Origin of the sequence: Xanthomonas protegens (assembly GCF_038442435.1) — a bacterium.
GTDB classification, from domain to species: domain Bacteria; phylum Pseudomonadota; class Gammaproteobacteria; order Xanthomonadales; family Xanthomonadaceae; genus Xanthomonas_A; species Xanthomonas_A sontii.
In genome coordinates, this window is record NZ_JAQJCQ010000001.1 from 624,994 (window position 1) to 640,826 (window position 15,833).

Here is a 15,833-nt window from a genome sequence, read left to right on the forward strand (position 1 = left end):
CTGCCCGGGCATCGCTCTGGTTTCGCATGTCCACTTCCCGCTTCGCCCATCTGCACATCCACACCGAGTTCTCGCTGGCGGATTCGACCATCCGTGTGCCCGAGAAACCGGATCAGGCTGACCCGAAGAAAGCCAAGCAGGCCAACCTGCTCAGCCGCGCGGTGGAGCTGGACCTGCCCGCGCTGGCGGTCACCGACCTCAACAACCTGTTCGCGCTGGTCAAGTTCTACAAGGCCGCCGAAGGCGTGGGCATCAAGCCGATCGCCGGCGCCGACCTGCTGATCGCCGACGGCACCCAGGCGCCGTGGCGGCTGACCGTGCTGTGCCGCAACCGCGACGGCTACCTGAGCCTGTCGCGGTTGCTGACCCGCGCGTGGCTGGAAGGCCATCGCAGCGAAGGCGGCGTGGCGCTGCGCCCGGAATGGCTGCAGACCGGCAGCGACAACCTGTTCGCGCTGGCCGGCCGCGAGAGCCTGGCCGGGCGCCTGGCCAGCGAAGGCCGCCACGACCTGGCCGAGCAGCAACTGGCCGACTGGCAGCGCATCTTCGGCGACGGCCTGCACCTGGAACTGACCCGCACCGGCCGCGATGGCGAGGAGGCGTTCAACCAGTTCGCCCTGCACGCCGCCGGCACCCGCGGCCTGCCGGTGATCGCCAGCAACGACGTGCGCTTCCTGTACGCCAGCGACTTCGCCGCGCACGAGGCGCGCGTGTGCATCTCCTCCGGTCGCGTGCTCGACGATCCCAAGCGACCGCGCGACTACAGCGACCAGCAGTACCTGAAGTCGGCCGAAGAGATGGCCGCGCTGTTCGCCGACATCCCCGACGCGATCGACAACACCCTGGCGCTGGCGCAACGCTGCAACATCGAGATGCAGCTGGGCACCTACTTCCTGCCCGCCTACCCGGTGCCCGACGACGAGACGCTGGACAGCTGGATCCGCAGCCAGTCGCGCGACGGCCTGGCCGCGCGCCTGGAAAAGAACCCGCTGGCGCCCGGCAAGACCCGCCAGGACTACGTGGACCGGCTCGAGTTCGAGCTGGACACCATCATCAAGATGGGTTTCCCCGGCTACTTCCTGATCGTGGCCGACTTCATCCAGTGGGGCAAGAACCAGGGCATCCCGATCGGCCCGGGCCGCGGTTCCGGCGCCGGTTCGCTGGTGGCGTGGGCGCTGCAGATCACCGACCTGGATCCGCTGCCGTACAACCTGCTGTTCGAGCGCTTCCTCAACCCGGAACGCGTGTCGATGCCCGACTTCGACATCGACTTCTGCATGGATCGCCGCGACGAGGTGATCGACTATGTGGCGCGCAAGTACGGCCGCGACCGGGTCAGCCAGATCATCACCTACGGCACCATGGCCGCGAAGGCGGTGGTGCGCGACTGCGGCCGCGTGCTCGGCTTCCCGTATGGCCTGGTCGACGGCGTCGCCAAGCTGATCCCCAACATCCTCGGCATCACGCTCAAGGATGCGATGGGCGAAGGCAAGGACAGCGAGATGGCCTCGCCGGAGCTGATCCAGCGCTACCAGGCCGAGGACGACGTCCGCGACCTGATGGACCTGGCGCGGCAGCTCGAGGACCTGACCCGCAACGCCGGCAAGCACGCCGGCGGCGTGGTGATCGCGCCAACGCCGCTGTCCGACTTCTGCCCGCTGTTCGCCGAACACGACGTCGACACCTTCGGCAAGAACCCGGTCACCCAGTTCGACAAGGACGACGTCGAGCAGGTCGGCCTGGTCAAGTTCGACTTCCTCGGCCTGCGCACCCTGACCATCATCGACTGGGCGGTGAAGGCGATCAACGTGCGCCATGCGCGCGCCGGCATTCCGCCGGTGGAGATCGCCGCGATCCCGCTCGACGATGCGCCGACCTACAAGGGCATCTTCGCCTCGGGCAACACCGGCGCGGTGTTCCAGTTCGAATCCTCGGGCATGCGCCGGCTGCTGAAGGACGCCCGCCCCGACCGCTTCGAGGACCTGATCGCGCTGGTGTCGCTGTACCGCCCCGGCCCGATGGACCTGATCCCCTCGTTCAACGCGCGCAAGCACGGCCAGGAGGAGATCGTCTATCCCGATCCGCGCACCGAAGCGATCCTGAAGGACACCTACGGGATCATGGTGTACCAGGAGCAGGTGATGCAGATGGCGCAGATCGTCGGCGGCTACTCGCTGGGCGGCGCCGACCTGCTGCGCCGTGCGATGGGCAAGAAGGTGCCGGCGGAAATGGCCAAGCACCGCGAGATCTTCCGCGAGGGTGCGGCCAAGGGCGGCGTCGGCGAGGCCAAGGCCGACGAAATCTTCGACCTGATGGAGAAGTTCGCCGGCTACGGCTTCAACAAGTCGCACGCCGCCGCCTACGCGCTGGTCAGCTACCAGACCGCGTGGCTGAAACGCCATTACCCGGCCGAGTTCATGGCGGCCACGCTGTCCTCGGACATGGACAACACCGACAAGGTGGTCGGCTTCCTCGACGAGGTGCGCAACCTCGGCCTGACCGTGCTGCCGCCGCGCATCAACGCCTCGGCGTACATGTTCGAGGCGGCCACCCCGGACACCATCCAGTACGGCCTGGGCGCGATCAAGGGCGTGGGCCGCGGCGCCTGCGAGGCGATCGTGGCCGAGCGCGAGCGCGGCGGCGAGTACGCCTCGCTGCTGGATTTCTGCACCCGCGTGGAATCGGCCAAGCTCAACAAGCGCACGCTGGAAGCGATGATCAACGCCGGCGCGATGGACGGGCTGGGCAGCAACCGCGCCACGCTGATGCTGCAGTTGCCGGAGGTGATGAAGGCCACCGAGCAGATGGCGCGCGAGCGCGCCTCCGGGCAGAACTCGCTGTTCGGCGGCGCCGACACCAGCGCCCCGGCGCTGCGCCTGGACCTGCCGGAGAGCAAGGAATGGCCGCTGGGCCAGTTGCTGGCCGGCGAGCGCGAGACGCTGGGCTTCTACCTCAGCGGCCATCCGTTCGATCCGTACCGCGACGAAGTGCGCGAACTGGTCGGCTGCGACCTGAGCGCGCTGGAGAAGATCTGCGCGCAATCCGGCGGCGGCCGCGGCGGTGGCGGCGACGGCGAGAAGCGCGCCTGGCGCCCGGAGGTCAGCGCGATCCTCGCCGGCCAGGTGGTCGGCGTACGCCGCAAGGGCGACAGCCAGGTGTTCGTGCAACTGGAGGACGGCTGCGGCCGCATCGAGTGCAGCGCATTCTCCGACGCCATCGCCGAGTTCGGCCACCTCCTGACCCGCGACCGCATCCTCATCGTCAAGGGCGGCGTGCGCGAGGACGAATTCAACGGCGGCTACGCGATGCGCATCCGCCAGTGCTGGGACTACGAACAGATCTGCACGCACCACGCGCAGCGCCTGTCGCTGCGCCTGGACCTGCGCCAGCGCAGCGCCTGGCCGCGCATCGACGGCCTGCTCGCCCGCCACCGCCCGGGCAAGACGCCATTGCGCCTGGACCTGCTGCTGCAGTCGGCACAGGGCGGCATCGCCGGCATGCTCGACCTCAACGGCAGCCATTCGGTGCGCGTGGACCCGCAATTGCTGGACGCCCTGCGCGGCGACCCGGCGGTGCGTGCGGTGAAGGTCAAATACAACCCGCCATGGGCGAACTGAGCCTGGCGCGCAGCGCGGCGCGCCCGTTGCAAATGGCCGAAGGAAGGAGGCCGCGATGAAGACCGTGCTGTTCCCGTTCGCTGCCGCGCTCGCGCTGGCGGCGTGTTCCTCGTCCAAGGTCGACTTCCAGATCGACAACCCCACCGCCGCGCCGCTGTCGATCACGCTCGACGGCAAGACCCTGCAGGTGCCGGCGCAGCAGGCGCAGCCGGTGACGTTGGCAGCCGGCGAGCACCACCTGCACAGCGAACGCCTGGGCGATGTGCGCTTCATCGTCTACGCCGATACCAGGGGCGGACTGATCAATCCGACCCTGAGCGAGTACGTGACCGCGAACGCGATCTACCTCACCGGCCCGGACAAGGCGAAGAATTTCGGTTCGATCAACGCGCGGATCGAACTGAACGGCGTCACCTTCGAAGGCCCGTTCAAACAGACCCACGACCTGTTCATCGACAAGGACTGGACCTTCGGCGTGCGCGAGCCGTTCCCGGACGAGCAGGTCGTCGCGCATGTCGATGCCAGCGGCGGCAAGATCTCCAGCAAGATCTTCACTGCGCCGGACTTCATCGCCTACGTCGAGACCGGCATGGGCCAGCCCGGCGCGTTCGAGCGCGCGCGGCCGGGCCGTTACGTGACGCCGCGCTTCGCGCTGGAGAAGGCCCCGGCGACGTTGCCGCCGCTGGACCCGGCCTACGAGGCCCATGCCGGCCCGCTGCGCGCGCTCTACGCGCGCCACCTGCGCGCGACCGGCGCCGACACGCAGCGTGCCCTGCGCAAGGAAACCTTCCAGGCGCAGATGGCGTTCACCGCCGCCACCGCGACGCTGGGCGCCTCGCTGCCGCCCTCGGCCAACGAGGCCTGCAACACCTTCGTGCACGCCTTCGGCGAGCTGACCGGGCGCAGTGCGCTGGTCGTTCCCTGAACCGCCGCCGCCCCCGGCCAGCCGCGCCCCGCCGGCCTTTCCACACCGGAGCGTACGGGCAGTTGCCGTACATTCGGCTAAGCTTCCCCACCTTTGATCCATCCGACGGCTTCCAATGAACCCGAATTACCTCGACTTCGAGCAACCCATCGCCGATCTGGAAGCCAAGATCCAGGAACTGCGCAACGCCAGCACCGGCCCGGCGGTCAACGTCGACGCCGAGGTGGGTGCGCTGGAGGACAAGCTGCGGGTGCGCACCGCGCAGATCTTCCGCGACCTGTCCTCGTGGCAGATCTCGCAGCTGGCGCGGCATCCGCAGCGCCCGTACACGCTGGACTACATCAACGTGTTCTGCGACGAGTTCCAGGAACTGGCCGGCGACCGCGCGTTCGCCGACGACAAGGCCATCGTCGGCGGCCTCGGCCGCATCGATGGCCGCGCGGTGGTGATCATCGGCCACCAGAAGGGCCGCGACACCAAGAGCAAGATCGCGCGCAATTTCGGCATGCCGCGCCCGGAGGGCTACCGCAAGGCGCTGCGCCTGATGAAGCTGGCCGAGCGCTTCAAGCTGCCGCTGCTGACCTTCATCGACACCCCCGGCGCCTACCCCGGCATCGGCGCCGAGGAGCGCGGCCAGAGCGAGGCGATCGCACGCAACCTGCTGGAGATGGCCGAGCTGAAGGTGCCGGTGATCTGCACCGTGATCGGCGAAGGCGGCTCCGGCGGCGCGCTGGCGATCGGCGTGGGCGACCGCACCCTGATGCTGGAATACGGCACCTATTCGGTGATCTCGCCGGAAGGCTGCGCCTCGATCCTGTGGAAGGACGCCTCCAAGGCCAAGGACGCCGCCGAACAGCTCGGCCTGACCGCCAAGCGCCTGTCCGCGCTGGGCCTGGTCGACAAGGTGATCCGCGAACCGATCGGCGGCGCCCACCGCAACCCCACGCAGATGGCCAAGCGCCTGAAGGCGGTCCTGCTCAACGAACTGGACGCGCTGGAACAGCTGCCGATCGAGCAACTGCTGCAGAAGCGCTACGCGCGCCTGCGCAGCTACGGCGCGTACGAGACGGCCTGAGGCGCCGGGCGGCGCCTCGGGATTGGGGAGTCGGGATTGGGGATTCGCAAGAGCGAATCCCATGGGCACCGAACTGCTATGGGTTGCTCCGCGATGCAACACGGAGCACGGGACCCGCTTTTACGAATCCCTAATCCCCACTCCCCAATCCCCGCTCAAAACGGCTTCGCCAGCACCAACCAGATCACCACCAGCAGCGCCAGCACCGGCACCTCGTTGAACAGGCGCAGGGCGCGCGAGGATGGCAGGGGCTGCGCCTGGCCGACGCGCTTGAGCCAGCGGCCGGTGAAGATGTAGTAGGCCAGCATCAGTGCCACCAGGCCGAGCTTGGCGTGCAGCCAGCCGCTGTGGCCGGGTGCGACCATGGTCGGAAAGTCCGGCAGCACCTTGTAGCCCAGCCACAGGGTCAGCCCCAGCAGCAGCGCCAGGCCGAACATCATGTGGCCGAAGCGGTACAGGCGCCGCCCCATCAGCGCCAGGCGCTCCTGCACCTGCGACTGGCCCGCGCTCTCGGCGACGTTGACCAGGATCCGCGGCAGGTAGAACACCGCCGCCATCCATGCGATCACGAACAGCAGATGCAGGGACTTGATCCACAGATAGAGTTGCATGCGCTGGCTCCGTGTCGCTGGCGTAGGATGTGCGGCCATTTTCGCCGATTCGTCCGGCGCCCGCACGGATCACACGCCCGCATGGACAAACAGTACGACGCCGACTACTTCCAGCGCTGGTATCGCCGCGACGGCATCGGCGATGCCGCGCGCCTGGCGCGCAAGGTCGCGCTCGCCGTGGCCCAGGCCGAGTACTACCTGGAACGGCCGATCCGCAGCGTGCTCGACATCGGCTGCGGCGAAGGCGCCTGGCGCGCGCCGCTGCTGAAGCTGCGGCCGAAACTGCGCTATCTCGGCTTCGACAGCAGCGACTACGCGGTCGCCCGCTATGGCCGCCACCGCAACCTGCACCCGGCACGCTTCGGCGATTTCGCCTGGTTGCGGCCGTGCGCACCGGTGGACCTGCTGGTGTGTTCGGACGTGCTGCACTACGTGCCCAGCCGCGAGTTGCGCCAGGGCCTGCCCGGCCTGGTGGAGCTGTGCGGTGGCGTGGCGTTCCTGGAGACCTTCGCCGCCGAGGACGATTTCGACGGCGACCACGCCGGCTTCCAGCCCCGCGCGGCGCGCTGGTACCGGCGCCAGTTCGGTGCGCTCGGGCTGCGCCCGGTCGGCAGTCATTGCTGGCTGGCGCCAGCGCTGGCGGGGGATGCGGCGGCCCTGGAGACGATTGGTCTGGTGCCCCATTAAGGTGCAAACAGCACGGATGCGTTATGCTGCACGGCAGCATACGCTCAGGATGGAAACACCGGCATGCTCTACCAGTGGCACGAACTGACCCGTAACCTGCTCGCCCCCTGGGTGCACCAGGCCGAAGCCAACGCCAAGATCTTCTCCGACCCCAACAGCCTGTGGTCGACGCTGCCCGGCGCCGAGCGCCTGGCCGCCAGCAACGAGTTGATGCACCGCCTGGGCAAGGACTACGAGAAGCCGGCCTGGGCGCTGGACCATGTCGAGGTCGACGGCCACGCGCTGCCGATCGTCGAGCAGGAAGTGCTGCGCAAGCCATTCTGCCGCCTGCTGCGTTTCAAGCGCTTCAGCGACGACGCCAAGGTCGTGGACGGCCTCAAGAAGCAGCCGGCGGTGCTGGTGGTGGCGCCGCTGTCCGGCCACCACGCCACGCTGCTGCGCGACACCGTGCGCACCCTGCTGCGCGACCACAAGGTCTACGTCACCGACTGGATCGACGCGCGCATGGTGCCGCAGGCCGAGGGCGACTTCGGCCTGGACGACTACGTGCGCTACGTGCAGGACTTCATCCGCCACATCGGCGCCGAGTCGCTGCACGTGATGAGCGTGTGCCAGCCGACCGTGCCGGTGCTGGCGGCGGTGTCGCTGATGGCCGGGCGCGGCGAGACCACGCCGCGCTCGCTGGTGATGATGGGCGGGCCGATCGACGCGCGCCGCAGCCCCACCGAAGTCAACAACCTGGCCACGCGCAATCCGCTGTCCTGGTTCGAGCACAACGTCATCCACACCGTGCCGCCGGCCTACCCCGGCCACGGCCGCGCCGTCTACCCGGGCTTCCTGCAGCACATCGGCTTTCTGGCGATGAACCCGAGCCGGCACTTCATGTCGCACTGGGATTTCTACGCCAACCTGGTCAAGGGCGACCTGCAGGACGCCGAGGCGCACCGCCGCTTCTACGACGAGTACAACGCGGTGCTGGACATGCCGGCCACCTACTACCTGGACACCATCCGCGTGGTGTTCCAGGAGTTCCTGCTGCCGCGCGGCGAATGGGTGATCGACGGCGAACGGGTCGACCCGGCGGCGATCCGCGACACCGCGCTGCTCAGCATCGAAGGCGAACTGGACGACATCTCCGGCCTGGGCCAGACCGCCGCCGCGCAGGACCTGTGCACCGGCATCCCCGCCGCGCGCCGCCAGCACCTGGAAGTGCAAGGCGCCGGCCATTACGGCATCTTCAGCGGCCGTCGCTGGCGCGACATCGTGTATCCGCAGGTGCGCAGCTTCATCGCCGCCAACGCCGGCGCCAGCCGCGCGCCGGCGGCCGGCAACGTCACCCCGCTCAAGCGCCGCGGCAGCCGCAAGGCCGGCTGAGCGACGGATCGCCTGCGGCAACACGCCGCGGGCGATCCAGCCTCAGCACATCAGGGCGCCGCGCACTGCGCACCAGCAGGTGCTTGGCCAGCAGGCCATGCGCCTTGCCGAAGCCGCGCGACAGGTGCAGGGTGACGAAGAACAGCAGGCCACCGAGCACGCTCATCAGCACCAGCGGCAACCAGGTTTCGCCGCCGCTCCACTGCGTACTCCCCATGTTGATCGTCAGGTGCGCGATGTCCGGGTCCAGCAAGGCCGCCGGCGAGAACAGCAGGGCGAAGGACGTGCTCAGCAAGGCCGCGAACACCGTGAAGTAGACGATGCCCAGCGGCAGCATCAGCAGGAAGTACAGCATCGTGGTCCAGGTGCGCGCATCGGTGAACATCTGCCCGATGCGCTGCAGCCACGGCTGTTGCGGCGCGCTGTACAGCGGCCGCCGCGGCATGCGCTCGCCCAGCAGCACTTCCACCATGCGCCCTTCCACCAGCGACAGCAGCCGCACCGACCCGAAGAACAGCACCAGCAGCGGCACGCCGACGATCAGGATCAGCATGCCCGCCGACACGCTGGCCCCGGTGACCACCCAGGTGAAGTAGAAGATGCCGGTGACCAGCGCCAACAACATGTAGAACAGGCTGCCGTAGGCGCGCGGGTCGGCGGCCACGCCAAAGAAGCGGCCGAGCAGCGACTTGCGCTTGGGCGGCGCCGGCGGCTTCAGCGCGCGGTTCACCGTCACTTCGGTATCGCGGTAGATCTCGGCCACCTCGTCCGGTGCGCCGTAGCTGCCGGCCACGCCAGCGATGACCTCGGCTTCGCTCTTGCCTGGCTGCTCGGCCAGTTCCGAACGCAGGTATTCCTCCGCGTCGTACAGCGCGTCCTGGACCAGCGCCGGGTCGGCGCCGGCCAGTGCCGCGCGCAGTTGCGCCAGGTAGTCGGGAATGGTGGTCGGCAAGGGCCGCGGTGCGGTGTGTGCGCTGCTCATTCTGAAATCCCCTTCAGCACGGAATCGACGGAATCGCGGGTGGCGCGCCACGCCGCGGCCCACTGCCGCAGCGTGGCCAAGCCCGCCGCGGTGATACGGTAGTAACGCCGTGGCGGCCCGGCCACCGACGGCTCGACATGACTGGACAGGAGCCCCGCCGCCTCCAGGTTGCGCAGCACCGGGTACAGCGCGCTCTGCTTGCCGCTGAGCACGCCCTCGCCCACCTGCTCCAGGCGCTTGGCGATCAGGTAGCCGTACAGCGGCGCATCGGCCGCGGCCAGCACCGCCAGCAGGGCCAGCGACACGGTGCCGGCGCTCAGCTCCTTCTGGAATTTCTTCAGTTGCGCATCCGGCTCGACCATGGCGCCCTCGCTAGGTTGAGCTAGATACTAGTACCGAGTTCGACATAGCCACTGTGCCGTTGGTCATGTGCGCCCGCCCTGGCCGGCGCAGCGGCGACAAACGTTTCGACAACGTGGCGCTGACTACACTGCCCGCCGATCCGTTTCCGCATGCCATCCAGGAGGTCACGCATGAGTTCCACGCCCGCTACCCCACAGCCCGGACAGGCCACCGAGGCCAGCTTCGCCAGTTCCGGCAACCAGTTCTCAGTCGGCGGGGTCAAGCGCGACCCGGAGGCCGGCTCGGGTTCGGTCGAGTACAGCCGCACCGCCGTGGAGGCCAAGCGTGGCCCGCTGGAGTACGCCTTGGTGCACACCGGCAAGGTCGGCGCCGGCAGCAAACAGGAAGACGGCAAGACCGTGTTCAACGTGGAGATGGAGTTCACCCAGGGCCATCGCATCGAGGGCGCATTCAAGGCCGGGCGCCTGGCCGCCGACGGCAGCCTGACCCAGGCGGTCGGCGAGCGCGGCCGCTACGAGGTGCGCCTGCCCGGCGAGGCCAAGGCCGAAGCCGCTGCCCAGGTGAATCCGTTCGACCCGCAGACCATCCCGGTGGACGGCAGCGTCAAGCTCGACGGCCAGGCCTTCGCCAAGACCTCGATGGAGGCGACGTTTCGCGGCTTGGCCACCTCCAGCGAGCGCACCGATGCGGCCGGCATGAGCTACGCCGTGCAGCGCGTGGACGAGCACAGCGTGCGCGTGGCGGTCGGCCCGACCCAGGCGCTGGAGCGGCTGGAGGCGGTCGGATTCAAGACCGACATCGCCCAGGCCATGCTCGGCCGCCAGGACGCGCTCGGCCAGGCGACCATGCGCACCGCCACCTTCGACCTGCGCGAACCGCAGGCACAAGGCGCCTATCGCGACTTCCTGGCCAGCGGCAAGCTTGCCGCCAACGTACCCGGCGTCAGCGACGTACAGAAGGTCGAAAGCCTCACGATGAGTTCGGAAACCCGCGCCCAACTCGCGGTAGGCCCGTTCAAGGCCGAGCTGGGCGGCCAGCGCAACACCGGCGAGAACGTGCGCACCACCTATGCCGACGGCAGCTACAGCCTGGTCGGCAAGGTGCAGTACGCCGGCAACGTGCCGATGACCATGACCCGCCAGTTCGACGCCGCGGGCAACGAGCGCGTGGACGAACGCAGCTACCAGTTCAAGTTCGACAAGGTCGACGAGAACCAGGCGCAACTGCTCAACTCGGTGCTCGCCGGCAAGGCCGGTGCCGCGGGTCCGGCGAAGGCCGGCCAGGACCTCACCCTGCACTTCTCCGAGCGGCAGATGGATGCGCTGCGCCAGCAGTACCAGCGCGCGGCGCAGGCCAGCCCGATGACCGCGCACGAGGCGGCGCAGTACGCCAAGCAAAGTCCGCAGGACTTCGCGATCGGCCTGGCGCGCAACCTGGGCAATTCCCAGTACGGCCTGAGCGAGCGCCTGTTCCGCGTGGCCGACAGCGCCGGCGGCACGCCGGGCGGCGATCTGCAACGCATCGACGCCAAGGCCGAAACGCCAGAGCAGAAGTCGCCGACGGCGCCGACACGCGCCACCGGCAGCGGGCCGGAGCCGCACGCCGCTGCCGCCGCCGACCCGCAGCAACAGGCGATGCAGCAGGCGATCGAGCGCAAGCTCACCCCGTACGACGCCAACGTTGCCAGCAACTTGCTGCTGGCGGCCAGGCGCGACGGCCTGACCCAGGTCGATCACGTGCTGCGCAACGAGAACGGCCGCGTGTTCGCGGTGCAGGGCGACCCCAGCGCCGGCGACAAGCGCGTGGCCTACGTGGATGCCGCGCAGGCGGCCACCATCCCGGCAGCGGAAAGCGCCAGGCAACTGGCCGCGCTGCCGCCGACGCAGCACCAGGCGCCGGCGCAGGACGCGCAGGAACCGCAGAAGCGCGCGCTGTCGTAGGCGGCGCTGCCGGCGGCAGGGCGGTCGCGCCATGCCGCCGGCACATTGGCAGCGGCCGCCGCTTCGGTGAGAATCGGGCGCTCACCGACCGGGCCGCCCTCATGCCGCTGCGCACCTCCCTGCTCGCCCTCGCGTTGTCGCTGTCCACCTTCGCCGCGTCGGCAGGGGCACCGCCGCCGGCCGTGCCCTACCGCAGCCCGCAACAGATCCTGGATGCGTCCAAGCCCAGCGACTGGCGCACGCTGGATCCGGCGAACACGCTGTACCTCGAACTGGACACCGGCCGGGTGATCATCGAACTGGCGCCGGCGTTCGCGCCGCAGCATGTCGGCAACATCCGCACCCTGGCCCACGAGCACTTCTGGGACGGCCTGAGCATCTACCGCGCGCAGGACAACTTCGTGGTGCAGTTCGGCGACCCCGACGGCGAGGAGCCGGGCAAGGCCAGGTCGCTGGGCAGCGCCAAGACCCACCTTCCCGCCGAATTCCAGCGCCCGGCCGCGGGCCTGGCGTTCCAGCCCCTGCCCGACCGGGACGGCTGGGCGCCGCAGGTGGGCTTCGTCGACGGCTTTCCGGTGGCGCGCGATCCCAAGGCCGGCACCGCCTGGCTGGCGCACTGCTACGGCACGCTCGGCGCCGGCCGCAACAACGACGAGGACAGCAGCATCGGTGCCGAACTGTACGTGGTCACCGGGCAATCGCCGCGGCAACTGGACCGCAACATCACCGTGGTCGGCCGCGTGGTCAAGGGCATGGAACTGCTCAGCGTGATCCCGCGCGGGCCGGACCCGATGGGCTTCTACGAAAAACCCGAACAGCGCACCCCGATCCGCGCCATCCGCCTGGCCAGCGACGTACCGGAGAACGAACGCACCCCGCTGCAATTGCTGCGAACGGATACGCGCACCTTCCGCGAGGTCGTCGAGGCGCGACGCAACCGCCGCGACGAGTTCTACAAGCGTCCGGCCGGGCACATCGACCTGTGCAACGTGCCGCTGCCGGTGCGCATGCCGCCGAAGTAGTCGCGACAGGCGCGACCGCGCGCGCTCAGGCGCCCTCGGCGGCCCGCCGCTGCGGCTGCTGAGCGTGCAGGAAGCGGGTGAACAGTTCGCGCGGCTGCTCCACGCCGCATTCGGTCAGCAGCATGGCGATGTTGCCGCGGTGGAAGGCGCCGTGCGCGAGCACGTGGAACAGCATCTCCTGCCGGCTCATGCGGCCGGCATCGCCATCGGTGAAACGGAACGCGAGCGTCTGCTGCAGGGCGGCCGCGTCGAGCCGGACGACGTAGTCCGCATACCATCGGTCCGATTCGATCACCGCCGCGCGCAAGGCGTCCAGTTCCGGCGTCTGCGGCGTATTGCTCGCTGTGAACGCATGCGTGCCGCCGTCCAGGTGCGCGGCGAAGATCCGGTCCACCACGTAGGTGTGGTTCAACAGCCGGATCGCACGCTCCCGCTGCGCCGGAAACGCGGCGCCATCGATCTGCGCCAGCGCCTGCAGCAGTTCGGCGTTGGCCCAGGCCTTGAACGCGAACTGCGATGCGAGCAGGGAATCGGTCATTGCGTCGTTCTCCAGGCGAAGGGGGACACGGCGATTGCGGTGGCCGCACCCTACCGCGCGCGCTGGCTGAAAGCGACGCTGCCCAGGATCAGCATGCCGGCCAGCAACATGGTCCAGGTCAGCGGCTCGCCGAGGATCGCCCAGGCCAGCAGCGCGCCGAACACCGGCACCAGATAGGTCACTGTCGACGCGCGCGCCGGGCCGATGCGCTGGATCAGCCGGTAGTACAACAGGAACGCCAGGCCGGTGCAGAGCACGCCCAGGCCGCCGGCGCAGGCCCAGGCCACCGCCGGCACCGGTGCGGCCGGCCAATGCGTCCAGGCCAGCGGCGCCAGCAGCAACGCGCTACAGCCAAGGGTTGACGCGGCCGCCGCGGCCGGCGGCAGATCGCTCATATGCCGCTTCACCAGGCTGTAGCCGATGCCGTACAGCAAGGAGGCAGTGGTGCCGGCCAGCGCGGCGGGACCCACGCTGATGCCTGCCGACTTGCCGGTGGCCAGCACCACGATGCCGGCGAATCCGATCAACAACGCCAGCGCGCGGCGCGTGCCGATCTTCTCGCCGAAGAACAGGAAGGCGATCAAGGCAGTGAACAGCACGGTCATCGCGTTGCAGATCGCGCCGATCGCCGCCGGCGCATGTTGCGCGCCCCAGGCGAAGAGCAGGAACGGCAGCGCCGAGTTGAGCAAGCCGATCGCGGCCAGGGTCGGCCAGCGCCGCAGCGGGAAGCGCGCCCGCGCCAGCCACAGGAACGGCAGCAGCACCGCCGCGCCCAGCGCCAGGCGCAGTTCCACCAGCGCATAGGCGCCGAACTGCGGCGCGGCCACGCGCATGAACAGGAACGAGCAGCCCCAGACGACGCCGAGGAAACCCAGTTCCAGCGGCGTGCGCCAGTCGCGGGCGGGCGCGCCGTCGGATGCGGACGCAACAGGGGCGGAGGCGATGGCCGGCTGCAGGGAGGGATCGGAGGTGGGCATGGAAGAGGCTCGCGGTCGATCGGACACGCGCCGCAGCGGTCGTGCGACGCCACGCATCCGCTGCCGGCTGAGGACGCCGGGCGGCGCGTCCGCGCCGACTCCGCATCCGCATCACTGCTGCCCGCCGCACATGTCGTGTTCGGCTGCCAGCATCGCCCTACGCCACGGGGCCGACAAGCGCGTAGTATCGTCGCGAGCCACAAATCTGCCGCGTGCCTGCTCATGCAACTGCGTCCGTCCCTGCTGCCCGCGCTCGGCGTGTTCGCCGCCGCCGCGCGCCACCAGAACTTCGCCCATGCCGCGGAGGAACTGCATCTCACCGCCAGTGCGGTCAGCCACCATGTGCGGCGCCTGGAAGCCCTGCTCGGCGCCACGCTGTTCCAGCGCCACGCGCGCGGGGTCAAGCTGACCGCCGAAGGCCGGCAACTGGCCGATGCCGCCAGCGCGGCGCTGGCCGACATCGCCGCGGTCGCCGGCAACCTGCATCCGCAGGCCGACACCGCGCCGCTGCGCCTCACCACACTGCGCTCGCTCTCGTACTGCTGGCTGCTGCCACGCCTGCCACGCTTCTGCCAGGCCTACCCGCACGTGCGGCTGGACATCCAGACCGACGCGGCGTTCTCGCGCTTCGAGGAGGGCGGCCCGGATCTGGGCATCCGCTACGGCCAAGGCGCCTGGCCGGGCCTGACCTCGCACCACCTGATGGACGACGAACTGTTCCCGGTCGCCTCGCCCGCCCTGCCGCAACTGGCGACGCTGCGCCGGCCGGAGCAGATCGCGCAGCTGCCGCTGCTCACCGACATGTCGCCACAGGGTTGGCGCGACTGGTTCCGCGCCGCCGGCGTGCGCGGCGTGGCGCTGCCGCCCATGCACACCTTCAACGACAGCACCGATGCGATGCGCGCGGCGGTATACGGCGTGGGCGCGGTGCTGGCACGCAAGCACATCGCCCAGCCCTACCTGCAGCGTTACGAACTGGTACGCCTGCCCGGCCCGGCGCTGACCGCGCGCTATTCCTACTACATCGTGCATCCGACCCACCGCCTGCTCAGCCCGACCGCCAGCCACTTCGTCGACTGGCTCAAGCGCGAGGCGCTGGACGAGCGCACGCCGATGCCGGCGCTGCCGGCGGAACTGCTCGGGTTGCCGCCGAAGGCGGGCTAGCGCATCTCCCCGCACGCATTCGCAGGCGCGGCGTCCGCCGCGACGGACGCGACGGAGAGCGCCTTGCGACGACGCAGTCGCACGGCGGTGAAGCCGAACGCAGCGCGCGTCAGGGCGACGTTCCTGCGGCTCCTGCGACCTGCACCGCACGCGCGCCCGGCTTCTGGCGCGGCAACGGCCGGATGCGCACGCGGTGGGCACAGACGTCCACATCCGGATACAGCATCGAACGTCCGTTGCGAAAGGTGAAGCGGAGGTCGTAGCGGCATGCGGCGCCTGCGAGCGGGAAGGTCGCTGCGTCGCCGCCACCCCGCAGCGGCGCACCGAGCGCGACGTCACGGAAGGCATGGCTGCCTGGCGCAGCGACTGCCAGCGCCGTCAGCGCGTCGTAGGCGCGGTTGCTCAATTCCAGATAGCGAACCGGCTCGGCGGCGGCCGCCGCTGCGGTCGCGACGGACAGGGAAAGGGTCAAGGCAAGGACACGGATCGAGGGCATGACGGAGCTCCGATGGGAAGGATTCGCCAGCCGCGAGGGAACAGATTCCCTTGGTGCTGACG

At 69.5% G+C, this 15,833-nt stretch carries 13 protein-coding genes and 1 pseudogene; 8 read left to right on the forward strand and 6 right to left on the reverse strand.

Annotation, left to right across the window (positions count from 1 at the left end):
* Window positions 1–26 precede the first annotated feature (26 nt).
* The 3 genes from dnaE (at window position 27) to PIQ37_RS02725 (ending at window position 5,617) form a co-directional block, all read left to right on the forward strand.
* Window positions 27–3,617 (forward strand): DNA polymerase III subunit alpha, encoded by a 3,591-nt coding sequence (gene dnaE, locus PIQ37_RS02715; protein WP_342072256.1) that lies wholly within the window; start codon window positions 27–29, stop codon window positions 3,615–3,617.
* A gap of 55 nt (window positions 3,618–3,672) precedes the next feature.
* The gene (locus PIQ37_RS02720) at window positions 3,673–4,542 is read left to right on the forward strand and encodes a hypothetical protein (protein WP_342072257.1); all 870 of its coding nucleotides are present in this window, start codon (window positions 3,673–3,675) and stop codon (window positions 4,540–4,542) included.
* Between the two features lie 115 nt (window positions 4,543–4,657).
* Entirely contained in the window at window positions 4,658–5,617 is a 960-nt protein-coding gene (locus PIQ37_RS02725) for an acetyl-CoA carboxylase carboxyltransferase subunit alpha (RefSeq protein WP_342072258.1), read from the forward strand.
* Window positions 5,618–5,772: 155 nt separating this feature from the next.
* Here PIQ37_RS02725 and PIQ37_RS02730 read toward each other — a convergent pair whose 3' ends face one another.
* A complete protein-coding gene (locus PIQ37_RS02730; RefSeq protein ID WP_342072259.1) occupies window positions 5,773–6,228 on the reverse strand; it encodes a CopD family protein in 456 nt (151 codons plus the stop codon).
* An 81-nt stretch (window positions 6,229–6,309) separates the two neighbouring features.
* Here PIQ37_RS02730 and PIQ37_RS02735 point away from each other — a divergent pair, with 81 nt between their 5' ends.
* Both PIQ37_RS02735 and PIQ37_RS02740 read left to right on the forward strand, forming a co-directional pair.
* On the forward strand, window positions 6,310–6,915 hold the full coding sequence (locus PIQ37_RS02735; protein ID WP_010344055.1) for a class I SAM-dependent DNA methyltransferase: 606 nt from the start codon (window positions 6,310–6,312) through the stop codon (window positions 6,913–6,915).
* A gap of 63 nt (window positions 6,916–6,978) precedes the next feature.
* Window positions 6,979–8,289 carry a polyhydroxyalkanoate depolymerase gene (locus PIQ37_RS02740; protein WP_342072260.1) on the forward strand — a complete coding sequence of 437 codons (1,311 nt, stop codon included), beginning with the start codon at window positions 6,979–6,981 and terminating at the stop codon, window positions 8,287–8,289.
* A gap of 67 nt (window positions 8,290–8,356) precedes the next feature.
* On the opposite strand, the pseudogene PIQ37_RS02745 reads toward PIQ37_RS02740, so the two are convergent.
* Window positions 8,357–9,271: pseudogene (locus PIQ37_RS02745) on the reverse strand (sensor domain-containing protein); the annotation flags it as partial.
* Window positions 9,268–9,633 carry a PadR family transcriptional regulator gene (locus PIQ37_RS02750; protein ID WP_342072261.1) on the reverse strand — a complete coding sequence of 122 codons (366 nt, stop codon included), beginning with the start codon at window positions 9,631–9,633 and terminating at the stop codon, window positions 9,268–9,270. The pseudogene PIQ37_RS02745 and the gene PIQ37_RS02750, both read right to left, overlap by 4 nt.
* 171 nt (window positions 9,634–9,804) lie before the next feature.
* Here PIQ37_RS02750 and PIQ37_RS02755 point away from each other — a divergent pair, with 171 nt between their 5' ends.
* Together PIQ37_RS02755 and PIQ37_RS02760 are read left to right on the forward strand one after the other, a co-directional pair.
* Entirely contained in the window at window positions 9,805–11,574 is a 1,770-nt protein-coding gene (locus PIQ37_RS02755) for an XVIPCD domain-containing protein (protein ID WP_342072262.1), read from the forward strand.
* Between the two features lie 101 nt (window positions 11,575–11,675).
* Window positions 11,676–12,596, forward strand: coding sequence for a peptidylprolyl isomerase (locus PIQ37_RS02760; RefSeq protein WP_342072263.1), 921 nt, complete (start codon window positions 11,676–11,678; stop codon window positions 12,594–12,596).
* 25 nt (window positions 12,597–12,621) lie between these two features.
* Here the strand turns inward: PIQ37_RS02760 and PIQ37_RS02765 are convergent, their stop codons facing one another.
* Window positions 12,622–13,134, reverse strand: coding sequence for a DinB family protein (locus PIQ37_RS02765; protein WP_342072264.1), 513 nt, complete (start codon window positions 13,132–13,134; stop codon window positions 12,622–12,624).
* Between the two features lie 50 nt (window positions 13,135–13,184).
* Window positions 13,185–14,111: a DMT family transporter gene (locus PIQ37_RS02770; RefSeq protein ID WP_295955746.1), complete on the reverse strand. Its 927-nt coding sequence runs from the start codon at window positions 14,109–14,111 to the stop codon at window positions 13,185–13,187.
* A gap of 222 nt (window positions 14,112–14,333) precedes the next feature.
* Between PIQ37_RS02770 and PIQ37_RS02775 the strand changes: the two genes are divergently transcribed.
* Window positions 14,334–15,275 carry a LysR substrate-binding domain-containing protein gene (locus PIQ37_RS02775; RefSeq protein ID WP_342072265.1) on the forward strand — a complete coding sequence of 314 codons (942 nt, stop codon included), beginning with the start codon at window positions 14,334–14,336 and terminating at the stop codon, window positions 15,273–15,275.
* 109 nt (window positions 15,276–15,384) lie between these two features.
* Here the strand turns inward: PIQ37_RS02775 and PIQ37_RS02780 are convergent, their stop codons facing one another.
* A complete protein-coding gene (locus PIQ37_RS02780) occupies window positions 15,385–15,771 on the reverse strand; it encodes a hypothetical protein (RefSeq protein ID WP_342072266.1) in 387 nt (128 codons plus the stop codon).
* Window positions 15,772–15,833: the final 62 nt, after the last annotated feature.

What these genes read in the sequence shown, in the direction of transcription:
- PIQ37_RS02780 (WP_342072266.1), bottom strand. Translation starts at nt 15,771, where the DNA reads ATGCCCTCGATCCGTGTCCTTGCCTTGACCCTTTCCCTGTCCGTCGCG.
- PIQ37_RS02735 (WP_010344055.1), top strand. Translation starts at nt 6,310, where the DNA reads ATGGACAAACAGTACGACGCCGACTACTTCCAGCGCTGGTATCGCCGC.
- PIQ37_RS02750 (WP_342072261.1), bottom strand. Translation starts at nt 9,633, where the DNA reads ATGGTCGAGCCGGATGCGCAACTGAAGAAATTCCAGAAGGAGCTGAGC.
- PIQ37_RS02765 (WP_342072264.1), bottom strand. Translation starts at nt 13,134, where the DNA reads ATGACCGATTCCCTGCTCGCATCGCAGTTCGCGTTCAAGGCCTGGGCC.
- PIQ37_RS02755 (WP_342072262.1), top strand. Translation starts at nt 9,805, where the DNA reads ATGAGTTCCACGCCCGCTACCCCACAGCCCGGACAGGCCACCGAGGCC.
- PIQ37_RS02720 (WP_342072257.1), top strand. Translation starts at nt 3,673, where the DNA reads ATGAAGACCGTGCTGTTCCCGTTCGCTGCCGCGCTCGCGCTGGCGGCG.
- PIQ37_RS02730 (WP_342072259.1), bottom strand. Translation starts at nt 6,228, where the DNA reads ATGCAACTCTATCTGTGGATCAAGTCCCTGCATCTGCTGTTCGTGATC.
- PIQ37_RS02775 (WP_342072265.1), top strand. Translation starts at nt 14,334, where the DNA reads ATGCAACTGCGTCCGTCCCTGCTGCCCGCGCTCGGCGTGTTCGCCGCC.
- dnaE (WP_342072256.1), top strand. Translation starts at nt 27, where the DNA reads ATGTCCACTTCCCGCTTCGCCCATCTGCACATCCACACCGAGTTCTCG.
- PIQ37_RS02770 (WP_295955746.1), bottom strand. Translation starts at nt 14,111, where the DNA reads ATGCCCACCTCCGATCCCTCCCTGCAGCCGGCCATCGCCTCCGCCCCT.
- PIQ37_RS02760 (WP_342072263.1), top strand. Translation starts at nt 11,676, where the DNA reads ATGCCGCTGCGCACCTCCCTGCTCGCCCTCGCGTTGTCGCTGTCCACC.
- PIQ37_RS02725 (WP_342072258.1), top strand. Translation starts at nt 4,658, where the DNA reads ATGAACCCGAATTACCTCGACTTCGAGCAACCCATCGCCGATCTGGAA.
- PIQ37_RS02740 (WP_342072260.1), top strand. Translation starts at nt 6,979, where the DNA reads ATGCTCTACCAGTGGCACGAACTGACCCGTAACCTGCTCGCCCCCTGG.